Source organism: Mesorhizobium japonicum MAFF 303099 (assembly GCF_000009625.1).
Lineage (GTDB): Bacteria > Pseudomonadota > Alphaproteobacteria > Rhizobiales > Rhizobiaceae > Mesorhizobium > Mesorhizobium japonicum.
Genome location: NC_002678.2, coordinates 4,726,598 through 4,740,641, shown reverse-complemented (window position 1 = coordinate 4,740,641; position 14,044 = coordinate 4,726,598). Strand labels below are relative to the sequence as shown.

The following is a 14,044-nucleotide window of genomic DNA, read 5'->3' as shown; positions in this document are numbered from 1 at the left end:
GAGCGCATATTGTGAGGGTGTCGATTTGGCGACGCCCCTATGCCAGAGAAGGCGGATCTCGCGTGGATCCGGCGCGTTGCTTTCCTTCGCTCCATTGATCGCATCAACCAGGATCTAAATAATCGCGAGGCGGCTGCCACCTCAGGAGGAAGCCTCAAGCGCCGTGCCGGGAACGCAGGACGCAGCTCATAAAAAGTTGTCTTCATCCCATTCATGGGTTTGCTCAACAGCGCGGCAGGAAGACAGGCCGGCACCAGGCGTGTCGTGAATTGGACAAGCCCGACGACAGGTTGCGGCCGCCTTTTCAGGAACGGCCCGACAGGATTGCTGGGGAGGCAAGCTGAATTCACGCCGCGTTCAACCGTGTTGCACATTGGTCTCATCGCACCCCTTTGTCAGTTCCAAGGCCTGCCGCTCGAACAGGCGGCGGTAGATGCCGTCGCGACGGATCAGCGCGGCATGGTCGCCCTGCTCGGTGATGCAACCACGGTCGAAGACAAGCAGCCGGTCGAGTTCGCGCACCGTCGAGAGCCGGTGCGCAATGACGAGCGTGGTGCGCCCGACCATGAGCCGCTCCATCGCCTTCTGGATCAGCACCTCCGATTCCGAGTCGAGGCTCGATGTCGCCTCGTCCAGAATCAGGATCGGGGCATCGGCGAGGAAGGCGCGCGCTATCGCCACACGCTGGCGCTCGCCGCCTGAGAGCTTCACGCCGCGTTCGCCGACCAGCGTACCGTAGCCGTTCGGCAGGCGTGCAATGAAGTCATGCGCGCTGGCGAGCCGCGCCGCCTGCTCAATGTCGGACCGAGAAGCACCCGGCCGCCCATAGGCTATGTTCTCGGCCAGCGAGCGGTGGAACAGGAGGGGCTCCTGCTGTACGATCGCGATCTGCGAGCGCAGCGAACCCTGCGTCACCCGCGAAATGTCCTGCCCATCGATCAAGATTCGTCCAGCATCCAGGTCGTAAAGCCGCTGGATGAGCTTGACGAAGGTGGTCTTGCCGGAGCCAGAGGGGCCGACCAGACCGACCCGCGCGCCGGCCTCAATCGAAATCGACAAGTCGCTGTAGAAGGGCGACCAATGATTGCCGTAGTGGAAATGGACGCTCTCAAAATCGATGTGACCCTTCGTGATCCGGATCGGCTTGGCGCCCGGAACATCGGCCACGTCGGGCGGCTGGCTGTAGGTTTCGACCAGTTCCTCCATCTCATTTGCAGAGCGCTGGATGTTGCGCACGTGTATGGAAACATCACGCAAGTACCCATACAGGACGGTGAAAGACCCGAGCACCAAGGCGATGTCACCTGGGGTAGCCTGGCCGCGCGACCACAAAAATAAGGCATAGCCGATCAAAGCCGCTCTCAGCGCAAGAAGCATGATCCCCTGGAATGCAGCACTGACCGTCCCGCGCACCCAGGTCCGGCGGGTGCGGTGCCGCCACTTGGAGATAACTTTCGCCAGGCGATGATCTTCCCGCGCCTCGGCGCCGAAGCCTTTGACCACAGCGTTACAGCTGATCGCGTCCGCAAGCGAGCCGCCAAGCCTCGTATCCCAGTTGTTGGCAAGGCTTGCCGCTGGCGCCACATAGCCGAGCGACAGGATAATGATCAGCGCCACATAGCCAACCGAGCCGCAGGCGATGATCAGCCCCATCATCGGCCAATACCAGCCGAGCAGAACGCTCGACCCGACGAGCATGATGAGCGACGGGAACAACGCGAAAAGGATCGTGTCGTTGAGGAGGCAGAGCGCCCACATGCCGCGCGTGATCTTGCGCACCGTAGAGCCGGCGAAGGTTTTCGCATGCCAATCGGTCGAAAAGCGCTGGACGCGATGGAACGCGTCGCTGGCGATGTCCGACATCATCTTCAGAATGAAGTCATTGTAGGCAACGAAGGCGATGTTGCGCAGGACGACGGCGCCGAGTGCGAGCGCAATCAACATTGAAAAGGCCGCAAGTGCCGCATCCCACACGACGGCGTCGGCTGTCGCTGCCTGGGCGACCGCGTCCACGAGCCGTCCGGAATAAAACGGAGTCAGGACGTCAAGGAGCGTGGCGACAAGCATCGCGATCATAATGATCGCGAGCCGGACCGGCTGCTTGCTCCAGTGGCGCATGGTGAAGGCGAAAACGTCGCGAAAGGCGGCGCCGCGCAGATCGATGTGAAAACGCCGCGTGGCTTTGTACGAGCGCAGCAGGCCGCTCGGTCTCAAGAAAGCCGAAATGGAAGGTCTGCGTGAGGACGAAAACATCGCTCGGAATGCGGGTGACTGATCTGGACCTGACATGTTGGTTTCTTTCCTTCGTTCCATCGATCGCGATGTCACCCGCGAGATGAATATCGGCCGCGGGCACGCGCTGCCCTACGAGGAGAGAACCGCAAAAGCCGCGCCAAAGCTCAGAAAGAAGCTCAGAAGAATTTTCTGCATATTCTACAATGACAAACGAGATCTCAGCAGGGCAACGGGGGCGTAACAGTGCCGTGTCGCGCACTCGACAAACCCGACAGGACGCCTCGGTCGCGCCGGCATCCTTGGCGAACGGCCCGACAGGATTGCTCCTCACGCGAAGCGGAATTCACGCCGATTTAACGGCGTTCCGCGTTGAACAATTCCCTCCGATGTCGGACATGCGACATAGCAGTGTTGGAGCCATCATGTTGTTTTGAAATGATCCCCTCCTTTGGCACGGTCCATGCGTAGCTGTTCGAGAACGCGTCCCGGCCTGAAGGAGAAACAGTCCATGATCCAGCACACCGAAACGCCCTGGCCTAAAGACGGCGTTTTCCCGAGCCGGCGCAAGCCTGGCGCATCAAGTCGAGGCGAGCGGCCGCGCCGGCTCCAAGAAGCGCGCGGCAACTCCTTCGGCTAGCCATCATCATGACAGACCGGAAGTGCGCTTTGCGTGATTGCGCTCAGGAGAAGGATCACATCAATGAGGCCTGTTTATCTGGATAACAACGCAACGACACGGGTCGATCCTGAAGTCGTTCAAGCGATGCTGCCGCTTTTTACCGACCAATTCGGCAACCCTTCGTCGAGCCACGATTTTGGCGCTTCCGCCGGGGCGGCGGTGAGAAAGACGCGCCTGCAGGTGCAAACGCTCATCGGCGCGGAGTTCGACGACGAGATCACCTTCACCTCGGGCGGGACGGAAAGCGACAACGCGGCGATCCTTTCAGCGCTCGAGGTGATGCCTGAGCGCACAGAGATCGTGACTTCCGCAGTCGAGCATTCGGCCGTGCTGACGCTTTGCGCCCACCTGGAGAAGACGCGCGCCATCAAGGTGCATAGGATCCCGGTGGATCGCCACGGCCGGCTCGACCTCGACACTTATAAGGCCGCCCTCACCCCGCGCGTGGCGATCGTCTCGATCATGTCGGCGAACAACGAGACCGGAACGATCTTCCCGGTGGTCGAGCTTGCTGAGTTGGCCAAAGAAGTCGGCGCCCTTTTCCATACCGACGCGGTGCAAGCGGTCGGCAAGCTTGCGATCGACCTGAAATCGACGGCAATCGATATGCTGTCTCTCTCCGGTCACAAATTACACGGACCGAAAGGGATCGGCGCACTTTATATAAAGCGCGGCGTGCGCTTCTGTCCGCTGATCAAGGGGGGAGGCCAGGAGGGCAACCGCCGCGCCGGCACGGAGAATACGCCAGGCATCGTCGGCCTCGGCGTGGCAGCCGATCTTGCCTTGAACTTCATGGACGACGCGAACACACGGGTAAAGGCGTTGCGCGACCGCCTGGAGAAGGAACTTCTCCAAAGCATCCCAGACGCCTTCGTCGCCGGCGATTTGCTAAAGCGGTTGCCGAATACCGCAAACATCGCCTTTGGAGATATCGAAGGTGAGGGCATACTGCATTTCCTCAATCGCGAGGGCATTGCCTGCTCCTCCGGCTCTGCTTGCGCCTGCGGCTCGCTGGAGCCGAGCCACGTCTTGGTGGCGATGAATATCCCCAATAACGCGGCACACGGTGCAATCCGTTTCTCCTTTTCGCGCAACAACGGCGAGGAGGACGTCGACCGGGTGCTCGAGGTCATGCCCGGGATCGTGAAGAAGCTGCGTGAGCTTTCCCCATCTGCCAGCCAGGCGAGAGAACTTCAATCAACTCCAGGCCTGGGCGACAAGGCAAACCCGACAACCGTTTCCGGCCCAGGAGAATGCAATGCGCAGTTGTTTCGCTGAAAGCCGCGCCATCGATGTCACCGACATCCTCGCCCGGCTGAAGAGCCTGTCGGCTGCGGAGGAGTTCTTCGCAGTCCTTGGCATCTCTTATGATCCGAGGGTGCTCAATGTCTCACGGCTGCATATCCTGAAGCGCATGGGCCAATATCTCGCTGAAGAGGATTTCGCCGGTCTTCCCGACGGGGTGATCGCCGCGCGGGCGCGTGCGACGTTGGAACGCGCCTATGAGGATTTCGCGACATCCTCGCCACTCACCCACCGGGTCTTCAAGGTGCTCAAAGAGCACGATCCCGACAAACCGGCCACTCGGGACCACACCTTTGTCCCGTTCGAGTCGATCCTGAGGCGGTTCGGGACAGAATGAACGCGACACGAGTGCGACGCGACAATGTCGAAAAGCCGACAAACTCGGTCATCACGACGGTACCGTTCGGAAGAAAACAACCCCATGTCAAAAGGAAACAGAGCAACGCAAAGCGGTTGGCACGAATGATGCTGCGAAGGAGATGAACGCCAGGGCCGCTTGCGGATTGGAGCCGAGAAGGACGCAATGCACATTGTAATCTGTATCAAGCAGGTGCCGGACTCCGCGCAGATACGTGTCCACCCGGTGACGAACACGATCATGCGCCAGGGCGTGCCGACCATCATCAACCCTTACGACCTGTTCGCCCTCGAAGAGGCACTGAGATTGCGCGACGCCCATGGCGGCGAGGTCACCGTGCTTACGATGGGTCCGCCGATGGCAGAAGATGCGCTGCGCAAGGCGCTCACCTATGGCGCCGACCGCGCGGTACTCTTGACCGACCGCTGTTTTGCCGGCTCCGACACGCTGGCGACCTCCTTCGCGCTTTCTCGGGCAATCGTGAGAATTGGCGAGACCTTCGGCGCGCCGGACATCGTCTTCGCCGGCAAGCAGACGATTGACGGCGATACCGCCCAGGTCGGGCCCGGCATCGCCAAGCGCCTCGGCCTCCTGCAGTTCACCTATGTGGCGAAGATCGACTCTATCGATGTCGATGCTCGCGAGATCACCGTCAAGCGCCGTTCGGAAGGCGGTACGCAGATGCTGAAAAGCAGGCTGCCTTGCCTCATCACAATGCTGGAAGGCACCAACGAAATCCGCAGAGGCTCGCTCGAGGACGCCATGCGCGCCGCGCGCAGCCAGATCGTGAAATGGAGCGCGGCCGAAGCTGGCATTGAGGACCTCAACAAATGCGGCCTGCGCGGCTCGCCGACGGTCGTCAAGCGCGTTTTCGCCCCTACCACGCGGGCGGAAAAGGCGACGCAGATCGACATGACCGACAAGACGCAGCACGACCTCGCTGACGAACTGATCGCCTCAATCTTTACCCGCCAGCCAGCGCTGGAACACGAACTCGCCTTCGACGGCGGCCAGTGACGGGACGGCAAGGAGAGATGATGTCGAACGCTAACCGCGAAGCCCCTCCTTCCGCCGGCCGTGCCGGCATCAAGAGGGAATTGCCTGAGCACTTTAGGGACTATCGGCACGTCTGGGTTTTCATCGAACTGGAACGCAGCGAGGTCCATCCCGTGTCCTTCGAACTGCTTGGCGAAGGCCGCAAGCTCGCCGACAAGCTAGGCATCCAGCTTGCGGGGATCGTGCTTGGACCGCCGGGTGACGCGACGCAGCATGCCGTTGCCGAGGCCTTCGCTTACGGCGCCGACCTTGTCTACCTCGTCGAGGCACCGTTGCTTGCCGACTATCGCAACGAGCCTTTCACTAAGGCGATGACGGATCTGGTCAATACCCACAAGCCGGAAATCCTGCTTCTCGGTGCGACCACGCTCGGCAGGGATCTCGCTGGCTCAGTAGCGACGACCTTGCTGACAGGGCTCACTGCCGACTGTACCGAACTCGATGTAGATGTCGACGGTTCGCTCGCCGCGACCCGTCCGACTTTCGGGGGTTCCTTGCTGTGCACGATCTATACGCTCAACTACCGGCCGCAGATGGCCACGGTACGACCGAGGGTTATGGCCATGCCACCGCGGACGGACAAGCCGGTCGGGCGTGTCATCCGGCACAAGCTGTCAATGACCGAGGAAGAGATCATCACCAAAGTCCTTGGCTTCAACCTCGATCGCCAATCGGCAAAGGCAAATCTCGCCTACGCCGACATCGTGGTTGCCGGAGGCCTCGGTCTCGGCTCAGCGGAGAATTTGCAGCTTGTGAAGAATCTAGCGCGGGCAATCGGCGCCGAATATGGCTGTTCGCGCCCGTTGGTCCAGAAGGGCTGGATGCCTGCCGATCGGCAGGTTGGCCAAACGGGCAAGACCATCCGGCCAAAGCTTTACATAGCGGCCGGGATTTCCGGCGCCATTCAGCATCGGGTTGGCGTGGAGGGGGCTGATTTGATCGTAGCCATCAACACCGACCCGAACGCCCCGATCTTCGAATTTGCCCATCTCGGCATCGTCACCGACGCAATCCGTTTCCTGCCGGCATTGACGGAAGCTTTCACCCGGCGGCTGTCGCCGCACAGCCACGACAAGCTTGCGAGCTAAGGGAGAGGGCCATGATCGAGGAAGAATTCGACGCCATCGTCGTCGGGGCCGGTATGTCCGGAAACGCGGCCGCCTACACCATGGCAAGCCAGGGCCTGACGGTGCTGCAGTTGGAGCGCGGCGAGTATCCGGGCTCCAAGAATGTCCAGGGCGCCATCATGTACGCCGACATGTTGGAGCAAATCATTCCGGATTTCCGGGATGATGCGCCTCTCGAGCGGCATCTGGTCGAGCAGCGATTCTGGGTGATGGACGACACCTCCCACACCGGGATGCAGTATCGATCGGACGATTTCAACGAGGCGAAGCCCAATCGCTACACGATCATCCGCGCCCAATTCGACAAGTGGTTTTCGCGCAAGGTGCGCCAGGCCGGCGCGACGGTGCTGTGCGAGACGACGGTGACCGAACTTATCCGCAATGCCAGCGGCAAGGTGATCGGCGTGCGCACCGACCGGGCTGGCGGGCCGATCTACGCGGACGTCGTCGTGCTCGCAGAAGGTGTCAACGGACTGCTCGGTACACGGGCCGGCCTGCGCAAGATGCCGAAGCCAGAAAGCGTGGCGCTCGCTGTCAAGGAAATGCATTTCCTACCCGATGAGGTCATTGAGCAGCGGTTCGGCCTCCAGGGCGACGAAGGCTGCGTGATCGAAGCGGCGGGCACGATTTCCCGCAGCATGGCCGGACTGGCCTTCCTCTACACCAACAAGGAGTCGATCTCTCTCGGCATCGGCTGCCTCGTCTCCGATTTCGCCCAGACAATGGAGAGCCCTTACGTCCTCCTCGACAACTTCAAAAACCATCCTTCGATCCGGCCGCTGATCGCGGGCTCGGAAGTCAAGGAGTATTCCGCGCATCTCATTCCCGAAGGTGGCTACAAGGCAATTCCGCAGCTCTTCGGCGACGGTTGGGTGGCGGTCGGTGATGCCGCCCAACTGAACAACGCTATTCACCGCGAGGGTTCGAACCTTGCCATGACTTCCGGTCGCATCGCGGGCGAGGCAATCATTGAGATCAAGGGCCGCAACCAGCCGATGATCAGGAGGAACCTCGCCCTCTACAAGACCATGCTGGACAAGTCCTTCGTAGTCAAAGACCTGATGAAATATAAGGACATGCCGGCCCTGATACACACCAATTCCCGCAATTTCTTCATGACTTACCCGCAGTTGATGTCGCAGGCCGCGCAGAACTTCATGCGGGTCGACGGAACCCCGAAAATCGAGAAGGAAAAGGCGACCACTGCTGCCTTCATCAAGGCGCGTTCGCGCTGGGGGCTGATCAGCGATGTGGTCCGCCTGGCACTCGCCTGGCGCTGAAGGAGAAACAGGATGACGATGGCCGTGACGAAGTTACGTGTCGAGGAGAAGCTTTATCAGAACCGCTATCTGGTCGATCCGGGCCGCCCGCATATCAAAGTGCGACCGCACGAGAGGCCGAGCGCGAACCTGCTCGCGCTGACACACATCTGCCCGGCCAAATGCTATGAGTTGAACGACAAGGGACAGGTGGAGACCACTTCCGACGGCTGCATGGAATGCGGCACCTGTCGCGTGCTGTGCGAGGCCAGCGGTGAGATCGTGTGGAATTACCCGCGCGGCGGCTTCGGCGTTCTCTTCAAGTTCGGATGACTGGCGCAAAGAGCGGGAAACGAGAGGCTCGGAATGCGGTCAAGACCGCCAATATTGTTCACAATTGCCGAAAGGCTGAAAATACTATGTTTCTGGAACTCAAAATACAAAAAAGGGCCTGGGAGGAGCACCTTGGACAACCCTTGAGGTGTTTGCATGGCTCACATGCTTCCAGATCAGGTCGGTGAAATTGTATCTCGGAACACCCCGCCTGAACCTGCGGTCGAAGCGGCGCGCAATGCGGACAGCTTGCTCGGGGGAATCTACGAGATATCGAAGATTCTGACTGCCCCGACCCGGCTGGAGATTACGCTTGCCAATGTCGCGAATATCCTCTCCTCGTTTGTGCAAATGCGTCATGGCGCAATTGTCGTCCTGGACGCTGAAGGAGAGCCGCAGATTAGCGCAACTACCGGCGGCGCTGTGCCTCAGTCAGCCATCGGCAGTGTCATACCCCAGGCCGTAATAGACAAAATCGTCGCTACTGGAGTGCCGATCGTCATACAAGACACAAGCACGTCGGAGCTGTTTCAGGCCGATCCTCAATCGACCAGCGGCACGATCGCAACTGCGTTTATCGGTGTCCCGCTAAAGGCTGAGGAAAAGATCTTCGGGACGCTGTCGATCGACCGGGTCAGGAACGGTACCACCAAGTTCCGTTACGAGGAGGACTTACGTTTCCTGGCCATGGTCGCCAATCTGGTCGGCCGGACCATCCGCCTGCATCGCACTTTGAGCACGGCTGGTCAGCGACTTATCGAGAAGCAACCGAGACCAGAGCAATCGCTCGACGAGGACAGGACCCATCCGGCCCGACATCCGCATGTCAAGATCGACGGAATCATCGGAGAAAGTCCCGCACTCAAGCAAGTGCTGGAGATCGTCTCGGTCGTGGCCAGGACCAATTCCACCGTGCTTCTGCGAGGCGAAAGCGGTACCGGCAAGGAGTTCTTTGCACAGGCCATCCATAAGCTTTCGCATCGGAGGGAGAAATCCTTCGTCAAATTGAACTGCGCCGCATTGCCCGAAAGCGTCTTGGAATCGGAGCTCTTTGGCCACGAGAAGGGCGCCTTCACCGGGGCTATCCTGCAGCGCGCCGGCCGGTTCGAATTGGCGAATGGCGGAACCCTGCTGCTTGATGAAATCGGCGAGATTTCGCCTGCCTTTCAAGCCAAGCTGTTGCGCGTCTTGCAGGAAGGAGAACTTGAGCGAGTGGGCGGCACCAGGACCCTAAAGGTTGACGTGCGGCTCATATGCGCCACCAACAAGGACCTCGAGATGGCTGTCCGGAATGGAGAGTTCAGGGCCGACCTTTATTACCGCATCAATGTGGTGCCAATAGTCTTGCCTCCCCTCAGAGAGCGGCCGGGCGATATTCCACGCCTTGCCAAAGCTCTCCTCGATAGATTCAACAAGGAGAACCATCGCGATCTTGCCTTCACGCCGTCGGCGCTTGACCTGATCTCGCAATGCTATTTCCCTGGCAACGTGCGTGAGTTGGAGAATTGTGTGCGACGGACGGCCACACTTGCGCGTTCAATGACAATCACTCCGTCGGATTTCGCCTGCCAGAACAGCCAGTGCCTTTCTTCGCTTCTGTGGAAAGGAGTCGGCCGTTCGCACGGCGCCTATGCCGTCGACGAGTTCGCACGTGGCAATATGATGCCGGTTGGATCGCCGCTGCCTGCCATGCGAGTCGGCCCCTCCCAGAATGAGGCATCGCCCGGCGAGACCTGCGACCCCAACCATCCAGCTTGCCCAGCAATCAACCAGCGTCTGACGGAACGCGACCGACTGATCGATGCGATGGAGAAAGCCGGCTGGGTTCAGGCCAAGGCGGCTCGTTTCCTCGGTCTCACGCCGCGGCAGGTCGGCTATGCTCTGCGCCGGCATCATATCGAAGTGAAGAAGTTCTAAACGTCCCTGATGACATCAAACGTGGGGGCGCGGTTGCTGCCCGCACCGGGCGTAACTGAGACAAGACGTCACTTTTCGCGTTGCTTTTGACCGTTGTCGGCGACCTGACAAAACCGTGTCGCAGGAAACGGACACAATTGGACACAAAAGGCCGACGTAAAAGCCAACATGACGGATAAGACCGCTTTTGGGGTTGGCATATCTCTTGCGCTCTGAAGTGCGATGTTCACACCACGCACGGAGCCGCTCCATGTCCGCACCGATGATTTCGCTACAGGGCCTTTCCGGCACGACAGTCTTCGATCAGTCGCCGGCGAGAGCGAAATCCGGTGGCTGCGCATCTTCATCCTGCGGCTCCTCCGCGAAGCCGCACGAGATGGACTCGGCCGTCTGGGAGAAGATCAAGGATCATCCCTGCTTTTCAGAGGAAGCGCACCACTATTTCGCGCGCATGCATGTGGCGGTCGCCCCAGCCTGCAATATTCAATGCAACTACTGCAATCGCAAATATGACTGCGCCAACGAAAGCCGGCCTGGGATCGTTTCGGAAAGGCTGACGCCCGACCAGGCGCTGCGCAAGGTGATCGGGGTTGCCAACGAAGTGCCGCAGCTTTCCGTGCTTGGCATCGCCGGACCGGGCGATGCCTGTTACGACTGGAAGAACACAAAGGCGACATTCCAACGGGTCGCCAAGGAAATCGGCGACATCAAGCTGTGCATCTCAACCAACGGGCTCGCGCTGCCAGACCGCGTCGCCGAGCTTGCCGAAATGAATGTCGATCACGTGACGATCACCATCAACATGGTCGACCCGCGGATCGGTGCCAAGATCTATCCGTGGATCTTCTATGGCAACCGCCGTTATACCGGCGTTGAGGCCGCCACGATCCTGCACGAACGACAGATGTCGGGGCTGGAGATGCTGACGGCGCGCGGCATCCTCACCAAGATCAATTCGGTAATGATCCCCGGCGTAAACGATGAGCACCTGATCGAGGTGAATAAATGGGTCAAGGAGCGCGGCGCGTTCCTGCACAATGTCATGCCGCTGATTTCCGACCCGGCGCACGGTACGCATTACGGCCTGAGTGGGCAGCGCGGCCCCAAGGCAATGGAGCTGAAGGCCCTTCAGGATCGTCTCGAAGGCGGCGCCAAGTTGATGCGCCACTGCCGGCAGTGCCGGGCCGATGCTGTCGGCCTGCTCGGCGAGGATCGTGGCCAGGAATTCACGCTCGACCGGCTTCCCGACAAGGTCACGTACGACGCCAGCAAGCGCGAGACATATCGGGCAGTGGTCGCGCGCGAGCGGGGCGATCGCCTGGCGGCCAAGAGCGAGGCGCTCGGGATGGTCAAGACCGCAGGCTCCGGCAAATCGCTTCTGGTAGCGGTGGCGACCAAGGGTGGCGGCCGCATCAACGAGCATTTCGGCCATGCGAAGGAATTCCAGGTTTATGAGGCCTCTCCGAAAGGGATCAGTTTCGTCGGTCATCGCAAGGTCGAACAGTATTGCCTCGGCGGCCGGGCCGAGGACAAGAGCCTCGACGGCGTCATCTCTACGCTCGAAGGCGTAGACATCGTGCTGTGCGCGAGAATTGGAAATTGCCCCGAGGATCGTCTCAAGGAAGGTGGGATCCGAGCAACGGAGGCTTACGGGTATGACTACATCGAGACCGCGATCGGCGCGCTTTACGCCGCCGAGTTTGGGAGTGAGCCACTGGCTGCGACGGCCTGAGCCGCCTCATTCTAACCGAACCGGAGTTGAAAATGGCCTTTAAGATCATCGCTTCCCAATGCACCCAGTGCGGTGCCTGTGAGTTTGAATGCCCTTCGGGCGCGATTAAGTTCAAGGGCGAGACCTACGTGATCGATCCGAAAAAGTGCACCGAATGCGAGGGGACCTTCGAAACGCAGCAATGCGCCTCGGTATGTCCGGTGTCGAAGACTTGCGTCCCTGCCTGACCTCCATTTCGGCTACTGACACGGTCGAGGCGCCTCCGCAGGACCATCGACCTCCTGTTGGAAAGCTGCAGCCGAGAGAAAGGAACGGCCATGAGCCTCGGACGCGAACAGGACATCGAAATCCGTACACCCCCGCGATTCATGCCGGGTGAGCGGGTCCGCGCCACACGCCACATAAAAAATGACGGCACCTATCCGGGCAAGGAGATCGGTGAAAATCTGGTGCTCAAAGGCGACGAGGGCTATGTGCGCGACATCGGCACCTTTCTCCAGCAGTTCTACATCTATGCGGTCGAATGGGTCGATCGCGGCACCGTCGTCGGCATGCGTGCGCGTGAACTCATGAGCCTTGAGACGGCCCGGACTCCTTCCAGTGCCGAAATCGGTGCTGGGTTTGACGAAGGAACGGCCCGATGAGGGTAATGATCCGCAGGACCCGTGCTGGCTTGTCGGCATATATTCCCAAAAAGGATCTCGAAGAGCCGATCATCAAGGTCGACAACGAACACTTATGGGGTGGCGCCGTGACGCTGAAGAACGGCTGGCGGCTAGTCCTGCCCGACCTTCCGCGCGATACGCCTTTGCCGATTACCGTGGAAGCAAGGAAGATTTCCGACGAGGACTGACCTTCGGGTTGACACAAAGAGAGCGGCAAAGGGATACGAGCATGAACACAATGACCTCGGGCCATCTCGTCGTCATTCGGGACAGTTTTGCCGAAAGGCAGCTTGACCTTTTGAAGAAAGGGCTCGCGGCCGATCAGGTCATTCCCTATCTCGGCCCGGGTCTGCTTGAGATCCGCTCCGCGGGACCGCCCGTACCGCATACCCCCGAAGCCGTTGCCGCAGCGCTCAACAAGCGCGCGCCAGCCCCTTCGAAGATTCGCACCAACATGTGGTCGGTAGCGCAGTATATCGAACAGCGCCGGCACCGCCGGACGCTTCAAGTTTGGATGGCCGAAATATTCGCGGCCCCGGTGGTGCCGACCATCTTGCATGCCTGGCTTGCAACGCTGCCGCTCTCCGTGATCGTCGACAGCTGGTACGACGGTGCCATGCGCGCGGCTCTAATACAGACCCGCCGAACGGACGTCGTCGAAATACAGGGCGTAACACGGGCGCACGAGATCGGTGACATTTGGACGAAAGCCTACGATTTGTCCGGGATATTACTCGAATCCGCACCAGCGGCGAAGACGGTTCTCTACGCCCCTCACGGCGGTGCCAGGCCGGCCGCAAACTTCCTCGTCGCAGATTCCGACTACGTTGAAGTGCTGAGCGAAATCGACATCCAGACGCCGATCCCTGACCTGGTGAAGGAACGGCGAGCTAGTCGTGGTCTTTTCTTCATCGGCTGCCGCTTCAACGATCAGATGCTGCGCACCTATGCCCGGCAGATCATGAAGCGCTCCAATGGCCCACATTTTGCGGCAATCGATACAGCGACGCTGACCAAGAACGAGCGTCGTTTCCTTGCGGCAAGCGCAATCACGGTCATTGACATGCCGACGGGTCAGGCCGCAGCCCGTCTCGTCGGACTGGGCGAGACATTGCATGAAGCCAAACGGGGTATCGTTTGAGCCATTCTCAGACACCTCAACATTGCCGAAAAGGTAAAACGGGCAATTGACTTCCGGGTTTTTCAACAACTCCGAGAGGCACTCTGAAAAGCTACGACGGTTATTGCATTCGAGGCTGCAGCGGATATGGCATTCGATGCTGCGGATGAACACAGCGGCGACGGGCTCGAACCAGCCGAGCAGAGCATAGCCTGGCGCCAGGGTTGTCGCGGCGAGCGGTCGCAGCTGATCGGCTTC

The 14,044-nt window shown here is 60.0% G+C and carries 13 protein-coding genes; 12 read left to right on the top strand and 1 reads right to left on the bottom strand.

Translation table 11 applies throughout. The features are described 5' to 3' along the window. Nucleotides 1-357: 357 nt before the first annotated feature. The gene (locus tag MAFF_RS24030) at nucleotides 358-2,253 is read right to left on the bottom strand and encodes an ABC transporter ATP-binding protein (protein ID WP_010913575.1); all 1,896 of its coding nucleotides are present in this window, start codon (nucleotides 2,251-2,253) and stop codon (nucleotides 358-360) included. Nucleotides 2,254-2,935: 682 nt separating this feature from the next. Between MAFF_RS24030 and nifS the strand changes: the two genes are divergently transcribed. The 12 genes from nifS to MAFF_RS23965 all read left to right on the top strand — a co-directional run bounded on the left by nifS (nucleotide 2,936) and on the right by MAFF_RS23965 (nucleotide 13,807). Further along, the gene (nifS, locus tag MAFF_RS24020) at nucleotides 2,936-4,192 is read left to right on the top strand and encodes a cysteine desulfurase NifS (protein WP_010913573.1); all 1,257 of its coding nucleotides are present in this window, start codon (nucleotides 2,936-2,938) and stop codon (nucleotides 4,190-4,192) included. Beyond that, entirely contained in the window at nucleotides 4,173-4,556 is a 384-nt protein-coding gene (gene nifW, locus MAFF_RS24015; RefSeq protein ID WP_010913572.1) for a nitrogenase stabilizing/protective protein NifW, read from the top strand. Before nifS ends, nifW begins: the two co-directional genes overlap by 20 nt. A 186-nt stretch (nucleotides 4,557-4,742) precedes the next feature. Continuing rightward, nucleotides 4,743-5,594, top strand: a complete 852-nt coding sequence (locus MAFF_RS24010; protein ID WP_010913571.1) for an electron transfer flavoprotein subunit beta/FixA family protein — start codon at nucleotides 4,743-4,745, stop codon at nucleotides 5,592-5,594. Between the two features lie 20 nt (nucleotides 5,595-5,614). Continuing rightward, nucleotides 5,615-6,721, top strand: a complete 1,107-nt coding sequence (locus tag MAFF_RS24005) for an electron transfer flavoprotein subunit alpha/FixB family protein (RefSeq protein WP_010913570.1) — start codon at nucleotides 5,615-5,617, stop codon at nucleotides 6,719-6,721. Nucleotides 6,722-6,732: 11 nt separating this feature from the next. Further along, nucleotides 6,733-8,040 (top strand): FAD-binding protein, encoded by a 1,308-nt coding sequence (locus MAFF_RS24000; RefSeq protein ID WP_010913569.1) that lies wholly within the window; start codon nucleotides 6,733-6,735, stop codon nucleotides 8,038-8,040. 12 nt (nucleotides 8,041-8,052) lie between these two features. After that, nucleotides 8,053-8,352, top strand: coding sequence for a ferredoxin family protein (locus tag MAFF_RS23995; RefSeq protein ID WP_006333856.1), 300 nt, complete (start codon nucleotides 8,053-8,055; stop codon nucleotides 8,350-8,352). A 156-nt stretch (nucleotides 8,353-8,508) separates the two neighbouring features. Continuing rightward, nucleotides 8,509-10,269: a nif-specific transcriptional activator NifA gene (nifA, locus tag MAFF_RS23990; RefSeq protein ID WP_044548983.1), complete on the top strand. Its 1,761-nt coding sequence runs from the start codon at nucleotides 8,509-8,511 to the stop codon at nucleotides 10,267-10,269. A gap of 250 nt (nucleotides 10,270-10,519) precedes the next feature. Then, a complete protein-coding gene (gene nifB / locus MAFF_RS23985) occupies nucleotides 10,520-12,001 on the top strand; it encodes a nitrogenase cofactor biosynthesis protein NifB (RefSeq protein WP_010913567.1) in 1,482 nt (493 codons plus the stop codon). A gap of 32 nt (nucleotides 12,002-12,033) precedes the next feature. Next, nucleotides 12,034-12,228 carry a 4Fe-4S binding protein gene (locus MAFF_RS23980; RefSeq protein ID WP_010913566.1) on the top strand — a complete coding sequence of 65 codons (195 nt, stop codon included), beginning with the start codon at nucleotides 12,034-12,036 and terminating at the stop codon, nucleotides 12,226-12,228. 90 nt (nucleotides 12,229-12,318) lie between these two features. Beyond that, nucleotides 12,319-12,645 carry a nitrogen fixation protein NifZ gene (locus tag MAFF_RS23975; RefSeq protein WP_010913565.1) on the top strand — a complete coding sequence of 109 codons (327 nt, stop codon included), beginning with the start codon at nucleotides 12,319-12,321 and terminating at the stop codon, nucleotides 12,643-12,645. Next, nucleotides 12,642-12,854, top strand: a complete 213-nt coding sequence (nifT, locus tag MAFF_RS23970) for a putative nitrogen fixation protein NifT (RefSeq protein ID WP_010913564.1) — start codon at nucleotides 12,642-12,644, stop codon at nucleotides 12,852-12,854. Before MAFF_RS23975 ends, nifT begins: the two co-directional genes overlap by 4 nt. Before the next feature lie 41 nt (nucleotides 12,855-12,895). Then, a complete protein-coding gene (locus MAFF_RS23965) occupies nucleotides 12,896-13,807 on the top strand; it encodes an SIR2 family NAD-dependent protein deacylase (protein WP_044548978.1) in 912 nt (303 codons plus the stop codon). Nucleotides 13,808-14,044: the final 237 nt, after the last annotated feature.